Consider the following 21,312-nt stretch of genomic DNA (forward strand, 5'->3'; position numbering starts at 1 on the left):
TGTTTGAAGGTTTCAGCAATGAGGATGCTACTTATGCTGCGAACCAAGTAGGCTTATAATAAAAAGCTTAAAAACAACAGAGTTTATGATAAGAGCCAAAGAAAAAATAACCTAAGCAAAATTGCTGGGTTATTTTTTCTTATTTCAGTATGTAATCTGCACTGTCTCATGAAGGTCGTATTTATGACTTAATTCATGAATGTTCCTCATAACTTCTTCGTGTTTATTCTTGTCACTCAGATTGATATGTAAATTCATATATTTTCATCAGCAAGTTCTAATTCCTATGTATTTAAAAAAGGAAGGGCTTAGGCTCTTTCTTTTTTTATTTTACAGAACTAAGGAGAAAACCAAACAAGGATGTGAAATCGTTACACATATGGTTGCGTACAAAAGCAGGTATATAAACCCCTAAAGGAGAGCGGTTTTAAGTAACATGAATTTCTAATGGAGTTGTATGGCAGGACTGAAAACAATTAAATTGAAACGGGTAGACAAACTTTGATGGAAAAGCCTTCAAAAGCACTTGTAGCCAATTTTACGAAGAGGGTAGTAAAGAAGGTGAAAAGAGGACAGATGCCTGTAGAGGACAAAAGCTACCGCTAGATGATCGCTTTAATTAGTTGGGGATAAATATATAAGTGAGTGGGGGTACTTTTCACCAATTGCTTGAAATGCTCTTTATAAAGCGATATAGGCACTGCTAACGCCGCAATCAGTTTAAGTTTTGCATACGTATGAATGTGTATTTTTTGTGTTTGAAATCCCCTTAATAAAGAGGGTTTCTACGTATGCTTCTACATGTGATAAAACTCTGATTTTATGAATCAAGGTAAAAGCCAGAAACAAAAATACGAACAAGGATTATGAAAATAAAGCTAAGTAATGGGTAACAGTGGGCTATACAGAAACTAATGCGGCATAAAAACATCAACGTGACGATGCGTTATGTTGCCATGTGGGGGAATGAACTGAGGGAGCAAAATGATAAGTGATAAGTGTAGTTCGCTCAACTCGTTAGACATTTAATTAACATCATAATACTGTATACAAAAAAATCCTTCATGCTTCCCCTGTCAAGGGTGGCATGAAGGTTATTATTTAAAGATATAGTTATTCTTGCTACTCGGACTCATAAAGCAACTCCTTTTTTCTATCTACATCTTTAATTCCTCGGCAAAGGGGATGGAAGAGTGAATAGTAAATCTTGCAGGATTTTCTGCTAACTCATAAATTTCCTCTAAAGAGTATGGTTTTAACGGCTTTCCCCAATTGCTTTCCTGTTGTAGTGCTTTCTTTATCACCAAATCAAGCTCGTTTATAATTTCAGGAGAGCAGCTATTTACACGAATGAAATGCTGCAACAAATCCTCCCACTGTCCTTTTGTCGATACTAACTCAGTTCGCAATACATTTGAAAAATAAAAAACAGGAGGAAGTAGAACTTCTCCTGTTTTTCAGCTTTCACTATAAATCTTATGGCTGATTCATCTTTTCTCCTAAAACATTTACAGCTTCTGACAAAGGGCTTGTTGGTTGTTCTTGAATATTTTGAATTGCCATTTCGCAAACCTGTCTATATAGTTGCTTAATGTGTATATCACTGAGCCCACTTGCTTTTGCTTCATCTATTGCTTTAAAAGCTACTTCTATGTGTGGAGGAAAACTTGTTTTTTTAGTGAAATAAGGAAGATTCATTATAAGTATTCCTAGACAGATAATATGAAAGGCAGTTAATTTTTCTAAATCAATACCCTTAATTTTTTGAAGAAGCGGACTAAGGAAATTTAAAAAACCAGAAACTACTATGCCCCCTAAAATACCTCGAATTGTTCCTATGCCATTTCTTAAAAGCAGATTATCCAATAGTACTCTAATGATCGGTAGCCAGTCTTTCATCATAACTTTAGGGCCTCCATACCATACTTTCCAACTGCATCATTTACTTCTTTCAAATCTTCTTCACCAAAAATTCTAGGTGCTCCACCCTTGCCATTAAAGTAATGTTTATTGGTTTCATCTAGAATAAACTTCAGGATTTCCCGAGCTTCGTGCTCATTACTACCATATTGTCCCGTTTGGATTCTATGCACTAAAATTCTATGACGAATAAAAATTACAAGTGCAAAAAATAGAAGAAGGGCTGGGATTATATTACTCTCGTTTATTAATCCCAACATTCTTAATCCACTGTAGACAATAAAACTTGCTCCTAGATATAGATAGGAAGCTGTATTTGCCTTAGCAGTATGCTTTACTATTAAAGATGTTAATGCAAAAGAATTTTTTTTCTCGTTTCGTTCATCAACAACTTTAGATTTCTTGTATTGTTTTTTTATAGTATATTGATGGGTTTCGCCTTTACTTCCTTTACCGACTAAAGTGCGTTCTATTAGAAGGTCATAAGTTGCATTATTAAAAGTAATATCAAGTCTTTTAGCTATTTGATTCTTAAAGCTGCTTGTTTTATAAAGTTCCGCTACTATCTGCTCAAATTGCTCTGCTGTAGTTGTGCTTCGCATTTCTCTTTTTTTATTAGCCCACGATATAGCAGTAGTGAGTAAGGGCGTAGCGAATGACAAAAAGGAAAGCCAATCCAGTATGATCATAATTTATCTCCTTTTACCAAAATTTTATCTTATGTAATTATAATACAAAATAATAGGTAATAAATCTTATTATGCAAATTTTTTTGATGAAATATAAAAATATTTCGTAACTAATTTCCCTATCTTAAAAGGTAAGCGAAAGATATACCTATCTAAGAGAAATAGAACCTAAAGATGAACTAAGAATAAAGAAAATTATTAAAGAAAACAGATTGCCGCTTGAGGAATTGTATAAACAGAATGAATTACAAATATTTAAATACATAATCAAAGACCAGCTATGAAAAAGCATTCTTAACAAAGGGTGTTTTTTATTTCCTTATTTCAGTTTGGCTTGACTATTCAGAACCTTAACTTGAAGTAAATCCAAGCTATGTAGTATTTGATTTCTTTTGAAAGTTAAAATGTTACATTCAAAATGTTTGTTTTGTTGACTTTTATTAAGTTTTAATCTAAAATCAGATTATATATTAAATACGTTACATTCAAAATGTTGATTTTAAAGGGGTGAGAGGGATGGCAACTATTAAGGATGTTCAGCCGATTCGAAACAAAGAAGACTTAGACAACATGAAATGGTCACTTAAAAGACATTGTAGTGAAAGAGATTACATTTTGTTCCTATTAGGTATCAATAGCGGTTTACGAGTGGGGGACTTGCTTGAATTAAAAGCAAAACAAATAAGCGGGAAGAATGAAATCACAGTAAAAGAGGGGAAGACGAAGAAGGTGAGAAGGATTCACCTGAAACAGATTAGAGAGGAGCTTGAGCAATATATCCATACAATAGGGAATAAAGAATGGCTTTTTCCATCACGTAAAGGAGATAAGCCGATAACACGTATTCAAGCATACAGACAGTTAAACAAAGCAGCAGAGATGGCAGATATAAAAACGGGGATTGGAACACATACGATGCGTAAAACGTTTGGGTACTGGCACTACAAACAATTTCGAGATGTGGCCAAGCTGCAACGTATTTTGAATCATTCTCATCCCTCTATCACATTGGACTATATCGGGATTACGGCAGAAGAAATTGAAAAGGATTTTGAAATGTTTAAACTATAACATGCTTGTCATTAAGCATGTTTTTATTTTGAATTTCTCCTAATTAAAATTCCTATTAAAAGGAAAAAACCTATAATATTGTTTAAAGAAGTGGTATAAAAAAACGAGGAATAATATTTGCTTATAATCTAAAAGGAGAGTTATTTATGTGCGCAAAAAAGCTTGGTTTTAAAAAGAGAGAAAATAAAAAGTACCTGTCTGAAAATATTACAGTGTCAATTGAAGAATATATAGATGAAAACGTTAAAGATAGAGGTAACACAGTGGCCTTAGGTGATGCCTTTTGTGAATGGATTTTATATAACATATTTGAATTGAGAGAAGACGAGGTAATGGAAGCTACTGAAATATCGGGTAGGTTTGATAATGGAATAGATGCAGTTTTTGAATACAATAATGAGTTATGTATACTTCAATCAAAATACAATTCTTCCCACAAAGTTGATTCTATTCATAAATTTATATCGGATTGTAAGAGAATAGTTGTGACCCCGCCCAATACGGATAGAGAACCTGTGATTAGAATGTGTAAAAAAATAATGGATACATACAAGAAAAAAGATGAGGTAATCAACTGTTATTACATTACAAATGAGGAAATTATAGAGTGGGAACATAAACAAACTAAAGGTGTAAAAGAAGAAGCCGAAAAAGCCCATAAAAACATGAAATTCCATGTTTATGGTTTTGAAAATATACTTGAAAACATGGAAATCAAGGATGGAGAACTACCTAGAAAGTATAGAGAGACGAAACTTCAGTTAAATATCGGGAAGAATTTCGAAGATATTTTTGAAACGTCAATTGTTGGTATGGTTAAATTAAAGGATTTAGCTAAATTTGTTGATGAAGGGGGAAATATGCTTTTCTACTCAAACATCAGAAATTACTTAGGTAAAAATACTACAATAAATAAGAGGATGAAGGAAACTTTAAATAATTCACCAGAAAAATTCTGGTATTTCAATAACGGCATTACGATTGTTTGCGAGGAGTTTTCTTCTCAGAGTAATATTGTAACCATTCACGCTCCCCAGATAGTTAATGGTTGTCAAACTGCTAAATCACTCTGGCATCATTTTTACAATAATCAAGAATTAAAAAATGACGAAGATGGCTATTTGTTAGTGAAAGTCATAAAAAACAAAAGAAATGCAGATGATGAAGCCAAAAAAGCGTTAAGAGACGACATTACAAGATATACAAACAGCCAAAACGCAGTTAAAGGTTTAGATTTTTATGCACTGGATGAATTTCAAAGAAATTTAAGAAAAAGGCTAAAATCCTATGGCTATTATTATGAAATTCAAAGAGGCGCATTTATAACAGAGTCTAGGGCAAATCAAAAATCTTATGAAGGTTATCCTGAATATAATTATCTTTTAGAAAATGTAAAAGGAAATAAGAAGTTCTGTTTGCCAGCCAAAGAAGTGATCCAAGCTTTCACGGCGGCCATAAATTTAAGACCAAATATTGCTTATGGCAGAGCCAATGAACTAACACCATTTGGTAGTGAATGGGATAAAATTGTAAATGAAGAAACTAAAAGTATGCCTTTAGAGAATTTCTTATTTCCATACTTATTATTAAAGTATGCCAAAGAAAGTCTAGGATATAAACCGGCTGCCAATGATTTTAAGAAAAATTCAATATTCTTATTTCTGTCAACATATTATATGTTCATTACAGAAGTTTACAATAAGATTAACGGAACAAGTTTTGAAGAACCAAAAGAATTGAAAGATAACGGTTTAATAACTAAGATAATTAAGGATGTAGCATTAAATAAAGAATTATTGGATTTGACACACGATATACTAAGTAATTTCTTTGAAGATTCGAGTGTGGAAGATGAAATTGGGGATAACAGAAAAGGGTTTGTTCAAAATAAAATGAGAAGAGGGAGTAAATTTTGGGAAATTCTCGAACGTAAGATTGAGCGAACAGTTACTAAACTTGAGAGAAAATCTATTTACAAAGACCTTCTACCAATAATGCAAGAAGATAATTAAAACTAAAGCAAGTATTGCTCAGAAAGAATCGTCAATTTTGGCGGTTCTTTTTATTTAGCTATAAAAGCGCTTGAAAAAGCATTAATAAAAGGGATTTTCCAAATAATGAAACGCCGTTTTAAAAATGTTAATATTTTTTGCTGCTTTTAATGTCTAAATTTATTTAAACAGGGGGTATAATTCACCAAATACTCGATTCCCTCTTAATTAAATAGATATTAGCACTTCTATCCCTATAATCCCTTTGAATTTTAATCACGTACGCATGTGTATGTTGTATGTTTGAAAGTTCCTTAATAAACAGGGTTTTTACGTGTGCTCCACGTATGATAAAATTCTGTTTTTATTCATCTTCAACTTAACAATGAATAACCAAGAAAATTGTAAAATATCCAAAAAAATGTAGAGATTTGTTGCCTCTATATACTATATATTGTATAATATATTATAACAAACACAATATATAGGGGTGATGTAATGGCGATTGATGTCGTATTGTATAAAAATAGAGAAGTTGAAGAAGAAGTCCATATTAATTTTATTGAAAAACACAAAGAATTTCAGTTAGTTAGAAAAAATCTCTTTTGTGCTTTTAATGGATGTAAAGCAAGGATAGAATATGTACCAAAAGGAAAAAAGAAAGCTTATTTTAAAACATGGCCAAAACAAGATCATACTGAAGGTTGTGAAGACTATTTTGAAAGAGAACAAAAACGAAAAAGTGAAAAAGGGTCTGCTACTATCGATGTTCTATTGTCTCAAAAGCATATTGATAGCGTTTTAAATGATATGTATAAAGTTGCAAATGAAAGTGAAGAAGAAAGAAACAAACGTTTGGAAAAACAACGTAAAAAAGGAAAGGCGAAAAATAAAACAATCGATGCTTCACAAGCTGCAAGGCCCGCTTTGAATATTAATCCTACTACTGGAAAAGAAGGAGATGATATTCGTGGGGATTTACTGAGAGCGCCAAGTGTGAAAAGAAGGTTTGATATTCAATTATTAAGTGATAGCGATGTGGGCTATACTCGTGCGGTTTATGGAATAATAGATGCTATTACAATAGCTAATCGGCATGTGATAATTACGTTATCCTCAAATAAGAAAAAGTGTAATTTGTATTTTGAAGAAGCTTTTTTTGCTGATGCTGCTACAAATGCAATCGGTATGTTTAAAAATGTTGAAGATAGCCTATCTAAAGACATTGTTCTGAAATTTTCTGGAGTAGGAGAAGTAGTTAAGCGTAATGGTGGGATTCACGTAGTAATAAGTCACCAGAACCACTTTAAATTGAATAATTACAGGCTCCCTCTATTTTCATTCAAATACTTAAATGGTAAGTTGTAATTGTAAATTGTGATCCGAAGAATGAACAGTTTAAAAAAGTCTGCTTTTTATACAGCTAGAAGGTAACCTCCGTATTGTATTGGGGGTTATTTTTTTTGAGCCTTTGAAGGAAGGGTGAAGGTTTAAAGATATTCGTAATAATTTTGATGTGGAAGTAAAGAGAAGACCAAAACCAAGAGCATAAATGTAGTTTTCACTATGCTACGCTCCACTGCAAACTCCATTTTACTCCAGCAAACTCCGCTACGCTCCGATTTGCTTTCGTCACTTACACCTGCTTAGTTACATTAGAGATATGATGAATAACAAAATGTGATTGGTTTACATCGACACACCGAGCGTAGCGAATGTGTTGATGCAGACCGCACTTTGCTGCGAAGCGAAGTTGAGCGCAAAGTACGGGCAAAGGGCGGAACGTATCGAAATAAAAAAGGAACGTATAATTAAGTCTCTGCTTGATTGTAATAAAAAGAATAATTTTTGATATTCTATTTAAAATTTATATATTATATAACATTTTATTTTAAAAATCAATGATATTATGCGATTATAATTGATAATTTTTCTCATTTATGGTATAATATTATTAAAGGTTAGGAGAGAAGATTACTTCTCTTTTAGTCAAATAATTAACTTTATTTAGTGAAGGAGGATGGAGGAGTAAAGAAACGATTAAGAACAGCACAAAGAGCAGCAGTAGACAACGGAACGGGGTGAGATAACTTCATATGGTTTTAATGGATTAGTTAAAATGCTATTGCTAAACCAACACTACAAGTCAGTTGAGGTCGAAGGTCGAGGGAGTGAACGATATGTATGCTTTCTTCTTTTTTTGGCTCATGCACATAAGCCCTCGCAAGCTCGGTCTTATTGCGCATTTTTGCCGCCCCAAAAAAAGAAGCAAAAAAAGGTCGGCGTCGGGACTTGTTGGTGGAAGCGGTGAGGGCGTGGGAGAAAGAAAAAACGGTAGAACGAGTTATGTCTCGCTTTTGCGAACTTGTTCGCAAAACGACGATTGTGGCAAGAACGGGAGAACGAAGTTCGAACGTTACGCCACAAGCGGATGTGAGCCTGCGAACAATACAAACAGTTTATGGAATTAAAAAAACTATGCAAAATCAATTTACTAATGGGTTTAAGTTTATCAAATTGATTCTGCACAGAAAATTAAAAATAGAAAAAGGATGTTAGAAAGTTGACAAAGATTTACACATTAGAAGAAGCAGTTTACGGATTTGGGGATGAAAAGAAAATAGCGTCATTTGAGAAATCAAAGACAGAAAGCAAAAAGGGAGAGGGTAATTTGAACAAGCGAAGCATTGACAGTCTGGTGAAGGATATTGAGTGCTATTTTGAATCGGTGACAGTTGAGGGCAAGGGTGCTAAAAGAAAATTCATCTGTGAAGGTAAAAAAGAATTTGCAACAGCTAAAGAAGACAATCGCAAAAACAACGGCAGAGATTTACCTTATGAGTATGAAATTAACAGCATGGTGATTGATTATATATTGAAAAACAAACCAATTAAGCCAATGTCATTAAATCATTGGATTGTAGAACTTGGATTGGGTAGCAAGACATTTACCACATCTTATTACATTGATGTGATAAAGGACAGGCTGTTTGATGAATTGAAAGAGAAGTATAAAGGTTTAATTAATGATAAAGATTACATTATGTTAGAACACGCTATAAAAACAGAATTAAATACAATGAAAAATAATTTGCGCTCCACTTTCAATAAACTGGCAAAAGCAAAGATTATCATGCACAAGATTGAGTGGTATGGGTGTATTGATGATAGCGGGCATCATAGACCGCTTACAGACGAGGAATTTACAGCTATCGGTGAGTTAAAGCGTTACATGTTAATTATGAATAATATCAGCGCCAGTGATTTGTGGAAGCGAAATGATAAAAATGTTAAAAAATACTGGGAATCATACAGCGAGCGACTTAAAAAAGATTTTGGTTTTAGGTACATTTATGAAGCACACGGGGCTGTTTTATGTGTGACAGATAAAGACATTGAAAGATACCTTGAAAGGTTAAAGAAGAAAGGTGAACTGAATTTTACTTATGGGCTAAATGAAGAAGGGTTGTTAAAGATGTTGATTGGTTTTTATTCAAGTTATGGAAATAGTGCTATGACCCGTGCCAAGAGCAGAGAAGAAAAGGTTAAGGAAGAAGATTTAAGTTATCTCGGTGAACTGAAAAGGAATGGCCAGTACGTTAATAAATACGAAAAGATGCTTGAAGCGTTAAAGATACGATGAAGCAAAAAATGACCCGCTATTGAATCAGTAATTCAAAGTTACTCCACTAAAAACCTCAAACATAAACACCACAAAATATCATAAGCGGTCATATCTACTCAAACATAAACCGCTTTAAACATAAATCCAAATATAAACTATAAAGCTGCTTCACCAGAACGGTTAATAACTTTACCTCTTATGTTTATGCTATCTAAACGTGATTGAATGGGAGTCGGGGATACTTGTCCCCAATTACCTGTACGCCTTTTATTAAGTGGATATAGGCTGTTTCACTCCTGCAATCGGTTTAGATTTTACGTATGTATGCTCAACTGCTAAAAGTGGCTTAGAACCCTCTTAAAAGAGAGGATTGTTACGTATGAAAAAGTGGGGAGCTGAGACAGACTCTTAGAAAAACCCTTTATGTTTCTTGAAAAAGAGAAAAACCTAATTTAAAAAAGCACCCTATAATAAATAGGATGTCTTTTAATAATCATACTGATTGGATTTAGGGTTCATGACTTTTTCAATACCTTTTAATTTAACCTCTTCTTGTATAGCCTGGTATATCCTCATGAAGCTAGGTATCTCAATTAGTCCTTTTTTGTTATAAATTTTTCTGTGTTTGCACTCTGAAAGCAGAGTTTCTTTATCCAAGTTGAACGGAAACTGGTTAGAACGGAAATGTCCATGTTTTTGTAAAAGCTTATCTCGCTTCTTTATAGAATTGAGAATAGTGGACAATAGCCATCTATCCAATTCTTTCATTTGTTCCTCATCATCAATAAGGGGATAGAAACTCATAACCCCTTTAAAATTTAATCGTTTATAAGAACCATTTAGATAATTCTTTAACATATGCTCGTTTAAGTTTCCATATAAATATCTTCTAATTTGCATTATAGCTGTAACAAAGTCTTTATCATTATTATTACTAGGAATTTCAACTGATTGAAGTGTATTTCCAGCTAGTGGTTGTATTAAATTTTTATAAAGCAAGTAACTGATGTTTGCTTTTATTTTATTTAAAGAAGCTGGTTTGATACTTACATTTGTTCCTGAAATCTGATAACCCAAAAACTCAATATGTTCTTTTGCTTTTAATTCGGAGGGCATTCCTTTTTTGGATAATAAGTGTATGCCTTCAGATTTATCAAAATTAATTTCTACTCCTGCTTCTTTTGAAAAATCATGAATAATATCAAAGGACTTACATATTTTTTGGTAATCTTCAGACCAAATTATGGTGTCATCTGCATATCTTGCAAACCGTAGGCCTTCCTTTTCTAGTCGTTTATCTAATTTCCAACAGACTAGATTTGCTAAAAACAGAGATAAAGAGGTGCCTTGTGGGATTCCCTTAGGAAAATGGCTAAGAAAATTTTCTATTATATTTCTCTCAACATCGCTTACTAAAAAGCCATTTTTACTTAATTGATCTAACAAGTATTTATGCTCGATTGAACCAAAAAAATCACGGAAGTCAAATTCTGCTACGAACATTCTAGGGCTTGCCTTAATATCAAGTGCAATATCTTGTATAGCATAGTGTACATTTTTATCGCTTCTGTAAGCGTAGGAAAAAGAACTGAACCTATGTTTGTTTTTGCTAAGCAAGCGTTCATAAAAATAGTTGGAGATGGCTTCATCAGGTATTTGAAAAATATTTATGGGTCTAGTTTTATCACTATTCTTTTTTGGTATTTGTTTTAAATAAGGCGCATGGGGTTTGTAATTTCCATTTATCAACTTATTAAAAATAGAATGTGCTATTTGTTTTTGGTGTTTCTCAACATAAAAAGGATTGTATTTTTTATCTATAGACCATTCTTCTGGTGTTTTAATTTCTTTTTGTGCAGGGGTTTTTATTCTTCTCTTTTCTCTTTCATATGTTAAGTGGAGATTATTATGATAGGTCTGATGCTCGATAATTTTCCGACGAGCAATCTTATCGATAGAATCTTGGATACTCTTTAATAACATGCTAATCCCCCTTAAATATACACAATAACCTTGCCGATTATCGGCAAGGTTAGAGGCACGGAAGCTATAAGTAAAAGTAGGTCTCACGTCGAAAAACATTTGACTGTTTTTCTCCAGCGTCGACAACGAGCAACAAAATTCGATGCTGTTATCGACAAACATAGCTTCCGCTCGCCACCTAATGACTAATTTTATCATACAAGAAAATAATGTATAATGAAAGAATAATTGTATTTTTTCTAAAAAATTAACATAACTTCATGTAAAAAGGAATGGAACGTGTATTTCCTTGATACTAGTATAACTGCCAAGTATTAATGAACACTTTTCTGCTTAATAATGCTGAGCAAGCGTGAACACTTTTTTCCAGAAGAGACGTGCACTTTATTTGGAGAGGCGGGCATGATAGCCTTTCAAGGCTGAGCCAGATTCATTGGGACATCTGGCTTCTTGGCCAATAATCTTGCCCGTAGAGGCTCCATGTAAAGTGACAAAATGCTTGCACCAATTTCCAGTCATATGTTCACTTTAAATCAGCAAAAGTGTTCAAAAGTGTCGGACGGTTACAACTGGATAGAAACTGTGAAAATTAATGATCTTATTGTTCTGAATATTTTGTCTGATTTAGTGATTGAATCGAACTTAATTTAGAAATTTGAAAGTGAGGGATAGAAAAATGCCAAGGGAAATAAGAAACAAACACATGTTGTATCATTTAACTTCTTTAGAAAACATTACAGGTATCTTATTGAAAGGATTATGCCCTAGAAACATTTTGAGAAGCTTTGAGGATGTTGCTGATCCGGAAATTATCGATTTTAGAGGAAGAAATGGATTAAATGATTATGTACCCTTTCATTTCTTTTCTAAAAATCCATTTGATGGACGAGTTCAAAAAGACTACCCCGATACAAACTTTATCTATGTATGTGTTTATAGAACTTTTGCCCAACGTAATAACTTTAGAATTATTCCTACTCATCCAATTGCAATGGGAGATAATTTGTTTTTATATGATTATAATGAAGGTATGGAGCAAATTGATTGGGATACAATGGAGGAAACAAACTATCAGGATACCTATTGTAGGCAGGTGTGTATGGCTGAATCTTTAAGTGACTGCATTATTTATCCAAATGATTTTTGTGCCATTTATGTTAAGGATGAGGCTACGAGTGAGTTTGTGAAGAGATTAACACTGGGTAAACTAGGGAGGATTCCTTTTAATATTCGTGTTAATACAAGTATGTTTGTATCTGGGGTGTAGATTATGATCAAATTTGTTACAGGTAATATATTAGAATCAAGTGCAGAATGCTTAATTAATACAGTAAATTGTGAAGGATACATGGGTAAAGGAATTGCATATCAATTTAAATTGAAGTTTCCTAAAAATAACCGGGACTATGAAAAAGCTTGTAAAACTGGATTCCTAACAATCGGTAAGCTGCATTGTTTTCAAGAAGATAATAAATTGATTATTAATTTTCCTACCAAAAACAAATGGAGGGAAAAATCAAAGATAAGTTATATTCATTCAGGTATGCAAGCATTAGTGAAATTAATTGACGCAAAAGGTATAAAGTCTATTGCAATCCCTCCGTTAGGTTGTGGAAATGGAGGGCTTGATTGGACAGAAGTTAAAAAAATCATTATGGATTACCTAAAAATGGTTTCAGGAAGTACAGAGATTATTATATATGAACCTTCTCTGAACTATAAACCTAAAATCAAAGAAGCACCTAAATTAAATGCGTCACATTTAATCTTAATGAATTTTAAACCTAAGCTCAAAAGGTTTAATAAATTAAGATTACAGAAATCTGCTTATTTCATGAATTTATTTTCCAATGAACAGTATTTTAAATTCGAACAATATAAATATGGCCCCTATGCTCACTCCATTGAAATTTTAACCAAAGACATAAAAAGGTTTCAAGATTACCATGGAACAGATACAATCAAGGCTTTTGATATTGCTATGAATACTCTCGTAAGTAAATCGATTGAAAAGAAATTAGCTCATTTCAAAGATCCTTTAGAGAATGCAGTTGATTTTGTTAATTCTATTTCTACTGATAAAGAATTAGAAATGTTATCAACAATATGTAGCATTGTAGAAAGAAAAAAAGGTCTAAATGAAGAATTGATTTACAAAGAGTTGGAAAATTGGTCAGAAGAAAAAGTAAAAAAATTCTCCAAAGAGCAGATAAGTCTTGGTATTGATAAATTATTAAAGAGGAATATCCTCGATGAAGATATATTTGGTAATTACAATATTAATGGAAATGCTCGTGAAGGTGAAATGGTAAATAATAACACAGAGATGCCTTTAGCAAATAATAGTTCAATGATTAATAAAAATGAAAGCTTATACATTCACAAAAATGAGATGGCTGATAAAAATCAATCTGAAGACAGGATAATGAACGAAGAATTACTAAAAATTTCTAAACTTGCTAGAGACAAAAAACGTTTAAATTCTCAAGAGTTAGAAGAGATTATTATCAAAATGTGTTCCATAAGACAATTGTCCATAGCTGAGCTTGCAGAATTTCTTGACAGATCATCAAGCACCATTAAAACTAAATACCTTTCAAAATTGCTAAAACAGGAGAAGTTGCAACTGTCTTGTCCTGAAAACCATCCAGTTAAGAAGCAATTTTATAAATCAGTTAAAGATGTTTAGCTGCAAGAAATAAAATCTTTTCAAATGCTGCGTTTGTTATAAACTTTCTGATAATTTGCATTGAAGAGAAAATCTTTATTTATTAATTTCCCATAGATTATAGAAAAGTATAAAAACATGTTAAAATGATCTTACGTATAATGATAAAGTCGCATCACTTGAAAAGCAGGTGATGAGAATGACTTTAATAAAGAAGGATTTAAGTACAGGGAAATACTATTTCGTTTTAGACGCTGGTAGAGACTTGCTTAGTGGAAAGAGGACTCAATTCCGCAGAAGAGGTTTTGAAACAAAAAAAGAAGCACAGGTAGCATTAGCAAAACTTCAAGTGCAAATCAGTGAAGAAAAAGAAATAAGTTTGTCTAGGCTCCATTTTCACAAGTATTTAGAACGTTGGTTCAATGCAAAGAAGATTAAATTAAAGACGAGTACAATTCAAAATTATGAGCAACAAATCCGCTACAACATTGCGCCGTATATCGGGGATGTGCGGATGGATGAGTTCAATGAGTCGATCATTCAGAACTATGTCCAGACGCTCCACAAAGAGCGCAAACTGTCTCCAGCGACAATCCGAACCCGCTTATGGCATCGTAGCCGAAGTGCTTTATAAGGCTTCTCAGACAGGTATCTTAAATAAGTCAATATTAGACGATATTTCGTTGCCGAGAATGCCAAAAAAACTTCGGGTTTGGACAGCGGATGAAATGATGCTATTCTTGGATGCGCCTCAACGTATTTTGAATTTAACAAGGCATTTTATTGGTTTTAATATTTCCATCCAGACAGGTATGCGTATGGGTGAGGTCCTTGGCTTACGGTGGAGTGACATTGACTTTGAAGGTAAACGAATCTTCATTCGACAAACACTCAGTAAGGTTGACGAGAACAATGTGTACGGCTTTACAGATGAAGGGAAGACTGATGCCGCTCTGAGAGTTGTGTACGTCCCTGACGCTCTGCTGAGCAGCCTGAGAGCACATCATAAGCATATCATCCGGGAGCAAGCAGTGCTGGCAGATGAGTATCTTTTATATGATTTGGTTGTATGCACGAAGAACGGAAACTGGGTGCATCCGAACAACTTTAGAAGAGCCTTTAAGGTGACAGTTGAGCAGTTAGGTCTTCCGAAAATCCGTCTCCACGACTTACGCCATACTCATGCAACGTTCTTGATGGCGAATAAGGTGAATCCGAAAATCATTCAGGAGCGGCTTGGTCATAAGAATGTAACGGTAACCTTGAACACATACAGCCACGTATTGCCATCTATGCAGCTTGAAGCGGCTGGCACGTTTGATGAATTGTTCAAGTCTAGTGACCATAGCGGTGACCAGTGACTGAATGAAGCCGCTCAGCCCTTGATATAACTGAGTTTACAGACGGCGACTTTCATGAGGACTGTATGAACATTATCATGAATGACCTCATTGAATTGATGGACCCACGCTACATTGAAGTATGGGGCAAATTCACGCCGCGTGGCGGCATTTCGATTGATCCGTACACAAACTACGGCAAGCCGGGGACAAAGTACGAAAAAATGGCGGAGTACCGGATGATGAATCATGATTTGTATCCGGAGAAAATTGATAACCGGTAATAAGGATTATGGTTCACCAAAAACGGCTGTTTTTCATAAGGTGTGACCATAGCTTTTATACGTAAAATAAGAGGCATTCCCATCTGGGGATGCCTCTTATTTATGGATTTGTTAAATATGAATGTTGATAATTCATCAAAAAGAAAAAGGGCTAAGTTTGGTCCTTTTGTATGTTTTATTTACCTAACGCACCCCGTTAGAAAACTTCTCTCCCTGTGCATTGTGAAAACATAAAGCGAAAAAGTTAAATAGCTTTGGATTTCCCTTTTTTCATGGTTTCACTATTTATTTTTTGTGCTTTTTTAGCCCAATATGTTGCAATAAGAGGACCTGATATATTATGCCAAACACTAAAAATCGCACTCGGTACTGCCGTAATCGGAGAGAAATGGGCGGTGGCTAAAGCTGCAGCCAGTCCTGAATTTTGCATCCCAACCTCAATAGCAATTGCCTTTTGATCGGCATAAGGGAACTTGAATAATTTTGAAATCATAAAACCCAAGAACAATCCAATTAAATTATGTATAATAACTACTCCTAAAACTAGAAGCCCAGATTCCAGAATTTGAGTTTTATTTGCGGCTACTACTGCAGAAATTACAGCTACAATCCCGATAACTGAAACGAGTGGAAGGACTTTAGCTCCTTCTTCAGCTTTTTCTTTTAAAAGCCATTTAAAGATGATGCCTAAAATAATCGGAATTAAAACGATTTGAACTGTTGACATAAGCATGGCTGAACCAGAAACAGGAAGCCATTGACTAGCAAGAAGATAAATAAGTGCTGGTGTTAATATTGGGGATACCAATGTAGCAACTGCCGAAACTGCAAGTGATAACGCGATATTTCCTCTCGCTAGGAAAGTCATGACGTTAGAAGCCGTTCCACCGGGGCAGCAGCCTACTAATATAACCCCAACCGCCACTGCGGGAGGAAGATCTAAGCCCACAGCCAAAAGGTAGGCTACACCAGGCATAATGATATATTGAGCCGCAACACCAACGAACACAGCTAATGGCTGCTTAAATACTGCCTTAAAATCTTCAACCGATAAAGTCAGCCCCATTCCAAACATTATGATTCCAAGTAAAATAGAGATGTGAGGGGCAATCCATGTAAAACCTTGTGGAAACAACATGGCCAAAGCGGTAAATAATAATACCCAAATAACAAATGTATTTCCTGCTGCCGTGCTGATTCTCGCTAAAAAATTCATAACTAAGCCACCTTTATTCAAATTAGATTAATTATACTTTATATTCAGAATTTATTAAATGGCAAAATAAGAAAAAGTGAGGTTATGACCCGCTTTTAGCTGACTTTCTCTTTTTCTTTTGCTATATATTTTAGAATTAAATCCACTTTTATCGAGTTTAACACTTATTTGATCTTCTTTCTCTGCTAACGCATGCCGCGTTCTTGCGGCGAATAAGGTGAAGCCGAAAATCATTCAGGAGAGGCTTAGTCATAAAATTGTGACGGAAAAAGACGATGCTTGCGGCAGCGTCTTTTTTGCCGCAAGTATTCAAAGAGTGGAAGGCTTTGTTCACGCATGATAGAATAAGAAGCCTGCTGATTTGAAAAAAGTTTAGCATTGAGAGATATGTTGGTGAAGAAGGTGGTTTAATGACCGTTAGTCAGTTTATTTTATTTACAGCAGCCGCTGTCATATTGATTTATATCCCTGTGGCCGGGAAGTACTTCCGCCTTCTAAATACATTGCTGCATGAAATCGGCCATATGCTGGCCAGCCTCATGTCGGGCGGCGGCATTTATCATGTTCACCTTTTCCGGGATACGAGCGGTGTAGCCTATACCACTACTTCTAATCGTTTTACTTCAATTTTTACAACGCTTGCCGGTTATCCTTTTGCATCGGCTGCGGCTTTTGCAGCTTATTGGGCATCGTCACAAGGTTACACGGAATGGCTGTATTATGCGCTGTTTACTGTTTTAGCGGTCAGTTTGCTGTTCTGGATACGCAATTGGTTCGGTTTTTTCTGGATTGTTGCTTTTTTAGCGGGGACAGCAGCCGTATACCGATACGCGCCTGAGACGATTGGGCAAAAGTATATGTATCTTATTACAGCCGTTTTGCTGGTCGAATCGGTCCGGAGCAGCTGGGTGATCTTGTATTTAAGTATCGTTTCCCCTCTAAAAGCTGGAGACGCATCGGCGTTAAAAAGGTTTACCGGGATATCGAGCCGCCTGTGGGGACTGGTCTTTTTTGTCCAAGCCCTGTATTTTGGTGTTTATTTGACCGGTAAGTTTTTAGCAGGATAACAAGCTTATCCGCGTTTTAAATGATATGACGAAAAAGAGCAGAGAAATATTTTATCCGCTCTTTTTGCTATGTTAAACAAATAGCTGTTAAAAAACATACGGAGACAAGGCGCTCGTTTCGTCGATGTGAATAAACGCATCATACCGTTCAGAAAGGCGGGAAGGGACATAGTTGCCGAAGCGCTCCATTTCCGGATGGTAGACAACACCGATGGCACGATGCCCAATGGTTTCTTGAAACAACTCCTGGTTTTCCGGCGTGAACATCATGTATTTATTAAATTCACCTGCCTGATGAACCACATCCTCCCAGCTGCCTGGCATCGCTTTTGGAACAGGCATGACTTCCATCGCTTCTCCCCATTTACCAGCTGCGATGACAGTGCCGCGGTGGGTGCCGAAACCAATTGCATAAACTTGATCCTGTCCATACTTTTCACGGGTAAGCTGTCCGACATTCACCATTCCTTCCTGCGCCATATCGGTCGCGCGGGCATCTCCAATATGGGTATTATGTTCCCAAATCACCCCTTTTGATTCTGGCCCGTAATACGTACCAATGTAATCCAAGGCTTCAACCATATGGCGGTCCCTTATGTTCCATGATTCATTTCCGTTTGTCACCATTGCGTGGTAATAAGCCTCTGCGTTACTTGCCACAAGAGCATTCACCTGCATGTTAAGGGAAGACTCGGGATTGTTGTCATAGGTTTTTCGATTTTGCTGAATCGTTTCCAATAGATCCATCACTTCGCTCATGCAGCTTTCGCCATAAAAGGCGGCCGAAATACCGTATTGCTCCGGCTGCCGGTGAAAAGGTTCAAAGCATTCAAATGCTTTCTTCGCTTTATCGACGGCTGGAGAATTTATTTTTTCCAAATATTGAACAACAGCTTCCATGGACTCCCAAAGGCTATAAACATCCATGCCATAAAAGCCGACTTGTTTGTTTTGATTGCGGTTAAAGGCACGAAGCCACTCAACAAGGCGGGTGACCTCCTCATTAGCCCACATCCAAGCAGGCCAGCGGTGAAAGGAATGCAATGCTTCCGCTGCATTTGAGTACTCGGGAGCATTTCCCTTAATATAGCGGTTTGCTTCAAAACAGGCAGGCCAGTCTCCCTCAACCGCTACGAAAGAAAACCCGTGTTCTTCAATCAGCTTTTTCGTGATTTCAGCCCGGGTTGTGTAAAATTCAGATGTTCCGTGTGAAGCTTCTCCAAGTAATACATATTTAGCATTAGCAGCCGCTTTAATGAGCGGTTCCAAATCAGCCGTGTTGGCAAAACGAACAGCGTGCTGTTTAATGTGTTCTACGTATTGATCTGTTTTAATCATTTTTTCACCTCTAATGTTTTTCTTAGTATGACCATAATAAACAACTTAATTGTTTTTCACATGTTTTCTGTAGAATAGTCCGTCGTACCTTCTGTTTTCTAAAACCTTCACACATTTATATGTTTATTATTGGCTATAAGGGTAATAATAACTGCGAAGTGGCGAAAGGAGGTTCAGAAAATGAGATCGCTTGATTCCATTGCTCTTATATTGTTAATTATCGGCGGCGTTAACTGGCTGCTGGTTGGCTTGCTCCAATTTGATTTAGTGGCTTCCATTTTCGGTGGACAAGATGCTCTTCTAGCAAGAATTGTTTATATACTTGTTGGATTGTCTGCATTGTATTCGCTAAAATTCTTGCCGTTAATTAACCGCGATGAAGTACGCCATACGTAACTCATTGGGACTTGATGAAAAATGTATACGCAGACAAAAGGCACCTCTAGCAAGAGGTGTCTTCTTTTTTACTGTTGCTTTTTTTCATTTGGCTGAAAAAAGGAAAGTAAATCAAAAACCGCGCGAAGGGTTAAATTCCTTGCGCGGTTTTTGATTTCACAGCATAATAACGGTACAAAATAAAGGCAATCGCTGATAAGAGAATGCCGAGCATATACGGCAGACCGGCTGCGATCGAAAAAAGCCAGCCGCCGAGCGGGGGACCGGTAATTCTTCCGAGTGAATCAAAGGAGGAAAGAAGACCAGTTGCACTGCCATGACCAGCAGTGGATATTTTTGTAATAAGCGATGAGACACTTGGCCGGATAAAGCCATTGCCAATGCCGAAGATGGTTAAAAAAAGAGCGGCTGTTGCAAAGTCGTCTGTGAGGAGGATGAGCGCAAAACCAATAGCCGAAATGGCGATGCCAAGCTGGATGGTGAAACCCTCGCCGCGTTTTTTCGTCAGGCGTCCGACGAGACCACCTTGTACAATCGCGCCGGCAAAGCCCATAATCATAAAAATATAACCTAGTTCAACGGTCCCCAGCCCCGCTTTTTGTACTGCAAAATAAGCAAATGTCGCTTCCAGGCCGGCCAAGGAAATCGAGACAAATAATTGCAGAAGAAATAAAATGGCGGATGGTCCGCTAAATGCCAGCCAGCGTGAAGTTCCTGATTCGTTTGATGTCTTTCTTTTTCCTTTCGGCAGCGATTCTTTTAAGAAAAAAAGCACAACAAAAAAGGTCAATAAAGACGAAAAGCCGGCGATGTAAAACGGTACGGAGAGATCAGCTTTTGAAAAAATACCGCCAATCGCCGGGCCGAAAATAAAGCCTAGGCCGATCGCCGCGCCAATGATGCCCATTCCTTTGCCTCGATCTTCAGGTGTGGTTACATCCGCCACATAGGCCATGACAGTCGGCATGTTGGCGGCAGAAAGAAACCCGCCGATGATACGGGCAGCAAACAGCATCCAAAGCGAAGAAGAGACTGCCATTAAAAAGAATGACAAGGCAAGGCCAATGATGCCGATCATCATGACCGGCTTGCGTCCGATTCGGTCGGATACACGTCCCCATACAGGCGTGAATAAAAGCTGCATAACGGAGTAGACCGCCATAAGCCAGCCGAGTTCCGCCGGCGATGCGCCCATGTTTTCAGCGTAAAATGGCAAGACGGGAATAATGATGCCGAAACCGACCATCACAAGAAACATGACAGCGAATAAAATAGGCAATGGTTTTTTTGCTTCCAAAACAAGCCTCACTCCATTTCTGGTCAAACGGTTTGAGGAAAGTGTATCATATATAGGGATGATTAAAGCAAAACAATGAAAAAAATGATACACTATAAAAAAGAAATGTGGAGGGAAATAAACATGACTGAAAAAAAAATGACACTTCAAGAAGCGATGATGAAAAAACTGGAAGAGAAAAAAGCACAGAATGCAGGCGGCAAAGCGAATGGAAGCTTTAATAATTCAACGAAAAAACTGCAAAGCCAGCAAACAAAAAAAGTAAGTAACTCACGCCGGAAGATGGGCGTATAATTCGCCGCTTGAAAATAAACGCACTATGAAAAAGATATTGTGGTATACTCAATGTACCATTTAACAATCCATGTTGATGCAGCCCTCTGTTTATTCAAAACAGAGGGCTTTCCGTTTTTAAACATAAAAAAAC

18 protein-coding genes and 1 pseudogene are annotated in these 21,312 nt (G+C 36.1%); 12 read left to right on the top strand and 7 right to left on the bottom strand.

Annotation, left to right across the window (positions count from 1 at the left end; translation table 11 throughout):
• Nucleotides 1-1,157: 1,157 nt before the first annotated feature.
• The 3 genes from VQ00_RS16250 to VQ00_RS16260 form a co-directional block, all read right to left on the bottom strand.
• Nucleotides 1,158-1,364 (bottom strand): hypothetical protein, encoded by a 207-nt coding sequence (locus VQ00_RS16250; protein ID WP_046181181.1) that lies wholly within the window; start codon nt 1,362-1,364, stop codon nt 1,158-1,160.
• A 112-nt stretch (nt 1,365-1,476) separates the two neighbouring features.
• On the bottom strand, nt 1,477-1,902 hold the full coding sequence (locus VQ00_RS16255) for a hypothetical protein (protein WP_046181182.1): 426 nt from the start codon (nt 1,900-1,902) through the stop codon (nt 1,477-1,479).
• Nucleotides 1,899-2,609, bottom strand: a complete 711-nt coding sequence (locus VQ00_RS16260; RefSeq protein WP_046181183.1) for a hypothetical protein — start codon at nt 2,607-2,609, stop codon at nt 1,899-1,901. Before VQ00_RS16260 ends, VQ00_RS16255 begins: the two co-directional genes overlap by 4 nt.
• A 516-nt stretch (nt 2,610-3,125) precedes the next feature.
• Between VQ00_RS16260 and VQ00_RS16265 the strand changes: the two genes are divergently transcribed.
• The 4 genes from VQ00_RS16265 to VQ00_RS16285 all read left to right on the top strand — a co-directional run bounded on the left by VQ00_RS16265 (nt 3,126) and on the right by VQ00_RS16285 (nt 9,314).
• Nucleotides 3,126-3,680: a tyrosine-type recombinase/integrase gene (locus tag VQ00_RS16265; protein WP_046181184.1), complete on the top strand. Its 555-nt coding sequence runs from the start codon at nt 3,126-3,128 to the stop codon at nt 3,678-3,680.
• A gap of 146 nt (nt 3,681-3,826) precedes the next feature.
• Nucleotides 3,827-5,692 carry an AIPR family protein gene (locus VQ00_RS16270; RefSeq protein ID WP_046181185.1) on the top strand — a complete coding sequence of 622 codons (1,866 nt, stop codon included), beginning with the start codon at nt 3,827-3,829 and terminating at the stop codon, nt 5,690-5,692.
• Between the two features lie 477 nt (nt 5,693-6,169).
• A complete protein-coding gene (locus VQ00_RS16275; protein ID WP_046181186.1) occupies nt 6,170-7,039 on the top strand; it encodes a hypothetical protein in 870 nt (289 codons plus the stop codon).
• A 1,195-nt stretch (nt 7,040-8,234) separates the two neighbouring features.
• A complete protein-coding gene (locus VQ00_RS16285; RefSeq protein WP_046181188.1) occupies nt 8,235-9,314 on the top strand; it encodes a hypothetical protein in 1,080 nt (359 codons plus the stop codon).
• 468 nt (nt 9,315-9,782) lie between these two features.
• Here the strand turns inward: VQ00_RS16285 and VQ00_RS16290 are convergent, their stop codons facing one another.
• Complete coding sequence (locus VQ00_RS16290) at nt 9,783-11,279, bottom strand: reverse transcriptase domain-containing protein (RefSeq protein ID WP_046181189.1); 1,497 nt, start codon at nt 11,277-11,279, stop codon at nt 9,783-9,785.
• 676 nt (nt 11,280-11,955) lie between these two features.
• Between VQ00_RS16290 and VQ00_RS16295 the strand changes: the two genes are divergently transcribed.
• The 5 genes and pseudogenes from VQ00_RS16295 to VQ00_RS16310 form a co-directional block, all read left to right on the top strand.
• The gene (locus VQ00_RS16295) at nt 11,956-12,546 is read left to right on the top strand and encodes a DarT ssDNA thymidine ADP-ribosyltransferase family protein (RefSeq protein ID WP_046181190.1); all 591 of its coding nucleotides are present in this window, start codon (nt 11,956-11,958) and stop codon (nt 12,544-12,546) included.
• A 3-nt stretch (nt 12,547-12,549) separates the two neighbouring features.
• Entirely contained in the window at nt 12,550-13,968 is a 1,419-nt protein-coding gene (darG, locus tag VQ00_RS16300) for a type II toxin-antitoxin system antitoxin DNA ADP-ribosyl glycohydrolase DarG (protein ID WP_082091623.1), read from the top strand.
• 178 nt (nt 13,969-14,146) lie between these two features.
• Nucleotides 14,147-14,581 carry a tyrosine-type recombinase/integrase gene (locus tag VQ00_RS19255; protein ID WP_245618138.1) on the top strand — a complete coding sequence of 145 codons (435 nt, stop codon included), beginning with the start codon at nt 14,147-14,149 and terminating at the stop codon, nt 14,579-14,581.
• A gap of 58 nt (nt 14,582-14,639) precedes the next feature.
• Nucleotides 14,640-15,308, top strand: coding sequence for a site-specific integrase (locus VQ00_RS19260; protein ID WP_245618140.1), 669 nt, complete (start codon nt 14,640-14,642; stop codon nt 15,306-15,308).
• A 44-nt stretch (nt 15,309-15,352) separates the two neighbouring features.
• Nucleotides 15,353-15,571 (top strand): annotated as a pseudogene (locus VQ00_RS16310) (7-cyano-7-deazaguanine reductase); the annotation flags it as partial.
• A gap of 244 nt (nt 15,572-15,815) precedes the next feature.
• Here the strand turns inward: VQ00_RS16310 and VQ00_RS16315 are convergent.
• Complete coding sequence (locus VQ00_RS16315; protein WP_046181191.1) at nt 15,816-16,787, bottom strand: bile acid:sodium symporter family protein; 972 nt, start codon at nt 16,785-16,787, stop codon at nt 15,816-15,818.
• A 410-nt stretch (nt 16,788-17,197) separates the two neighbouring features.
• On the opposite strand from VQ00_RS16315, the gene VQ00_RS16320 reads away from it, so the two are divergent.
• Nucleotides 17,198-17,854 (top strand): M50 family metallopeptidase, encoded by a 657-nt coding sequence (locus tag VQ00_RS16320; RefSeq protein ID WP_046181192.1) that lies wholly within the window; start codon nt 17,198-17,200, stop codon nt 17,852-17,854.
• Between the two features lie 87 nt (nt 17,855-17,941).
• Here the strand turns inward: VQ00_RS16320 and VQ00_RS16325 are convergent, their stop codons facing one another.
• Entirely contained in the window at nt 17,942-19,192 is a 1,251-nt protein-coding gene (locus VQ00_RS16325; RefSeq protein WP_046181193.1) for an erythromycin esterase family protein, read from the bottom strand.
• Nucleotides 19,193-19,372: 180 nt separating this feature from the next.
• Here VQ00_RS16325 and VQ00_RS16330 point away from each other — a divergent pair, with 180 nt between their 5' ends.
• Complete coding sequence (locus VQ00_RS16330) at nt 19,373-19,588, top strand: DUF378 domain-containing protein (protein WP_046181194.1); 216 nt, start codon at nt 19,373-19,375, stop codon at nt 19,586-19,588.
• Nucleotides 19,589-19,718: 130 nt separating this feature from the next.
• Here the strand turns inward: VQ00_RS16330 and VQ00_RS16335 are convergent, their stop codons facing one another.
• Entirely contained in the window at nt 19,719-20,885 is a 1,167-nt protein-coding gene (locus VQ00_RS16335) for an MFS transporter (RefSeq protein WP_245618139.1), read from the bottom strand.
• A 123-nt stretch (nt 20,886-21,008) separates the two neighbouring features.
• Between VQ00_RS16335 and VQ00_RS18935 the strand changes: the two genes are divergently transcribed.
• A complete protein-coding gene (locus VQ00_RS18935) occupies nt 21,009-21,179 on the top strand; it encodes a hypothetical protein (RefSeq protein ID WP_172645595.1) in 171 nt (56 codons plus the stop codon).
• Nucleotides 21,180-21,312 lie beyond the last annotated feature (133 nt).

The sequence above is a fragment of the Domibacillus tundrae genome (genome assembly GCF_000970675.1).
Taxonomy (GTDB): Bacteria; Bacillota; Bacilli; order Bacillales; family Domibacillaceae; genus Domibacillus; species Domibacillus tundrae.

Bases quoted from the DNA above. Each gene is read 5' to 3' on its own strand.
- VQ00_RS16275 (WP_046181186.1), top strand. From the start codon at position 6,170: ATGGCGATTGATGTCGTATTGTATAAAAATAGAGAAGTTGAAGAAGAA.
- VQ00_RS16270 (WP_046181185.1), top strand. From the start codon at position 3,827: ATGTGCGCAAAAAAGCTTGGTTTTAAAAAGAGAGAAAATAAAAAGTAC.
- VQ00_RS16260 (WP_046181183.1), bottom strand. From the start codon at position 2,609: ATGATCATACTGGATTGGCTTTCCTTTTTGTCATTCGCTACGCCCTTA.
- VQ00_RS16320 (WP_046181192.1), top strand. From the start codon at position 17,198: ATGACCGTTAGTCAGTTTATTTTATTTACAGCAGCCGCTGTCATATTG.
- VQ00_RS16255 (WP_046181182.1), bottom strand. From the start codon at position 1,902: ATGATGAAAGACTGGCTACCGATCATTAGAGTACTATTGGATAATCTG.
- VQ00_RS16265 (WP_046181184.1), top strand. From the start codon at position 3,126: ATGGCAACTATTAAGGATGTTCAGCCGATTCGAAACAAAGAAGACTTA.
- darG (WP_082091623.1), top strand. From the start codon at position 12,550: ATGATCAAATTTGTTACAGGTAATATATTAGAATCAAGTGCAGAATGC.
- VQ00_RS16295 (WP_046181190.1), top strand. From the start codon at position 11,956: ATGCCAAGGGAAATAAGAAACAAACACATGTTGTATCATTTAACTTCT.
- VQ00_RS19255 (WP_245618138.1), top strand. From the start codon at position 14,147: ATGACTTTAATAAAGAAGGATTTAAGTACAGGGAAATACTATTTCGTT.
- VQ00_RS16330 (WP_046181194.1), top strand. From the start codon at position 19,373: ATGAGATCGCTTGATTCCATTGCTCTTATATTGTTAATTATCGGCGGC.
- VQ00_RS16315 (WP_046181191.1), bottom strand. From the start codon at position 16,787: ATGAATTTTTTAGCGAGAATCAGCACGGCAGCAGGAAATACATTTGTT.
- VQ00_RS16325 (WP_046181193.1), bottom strand. From the start codon at position 19,192: ATGATTAAAACAGATCAATACGTAGAACACATTAAACAGCACGCTGTT.
- VQ00_RS16290 (WP_046181189.1), bottom strand. From the start codon at position 11,279: ATGTTATTAAAGAGTATCCAAGATTCTATCGATAAGATTGCTCGTCGG.
- VQ00_RS19260 (WP_245618140.1), top strand. From the start codon at position 14,640: ATGCCAAAAAAACTTCGGGTTTGGACAGCGGATGAAATGATGCTATTC.
- VQ00_RS18935 (WP_172645595.1), top strand. From the start codon at position 21,009: ATGACTGAAAAAAAAATGACACTTCAAGAAGCGATGATGAAAAAACTG.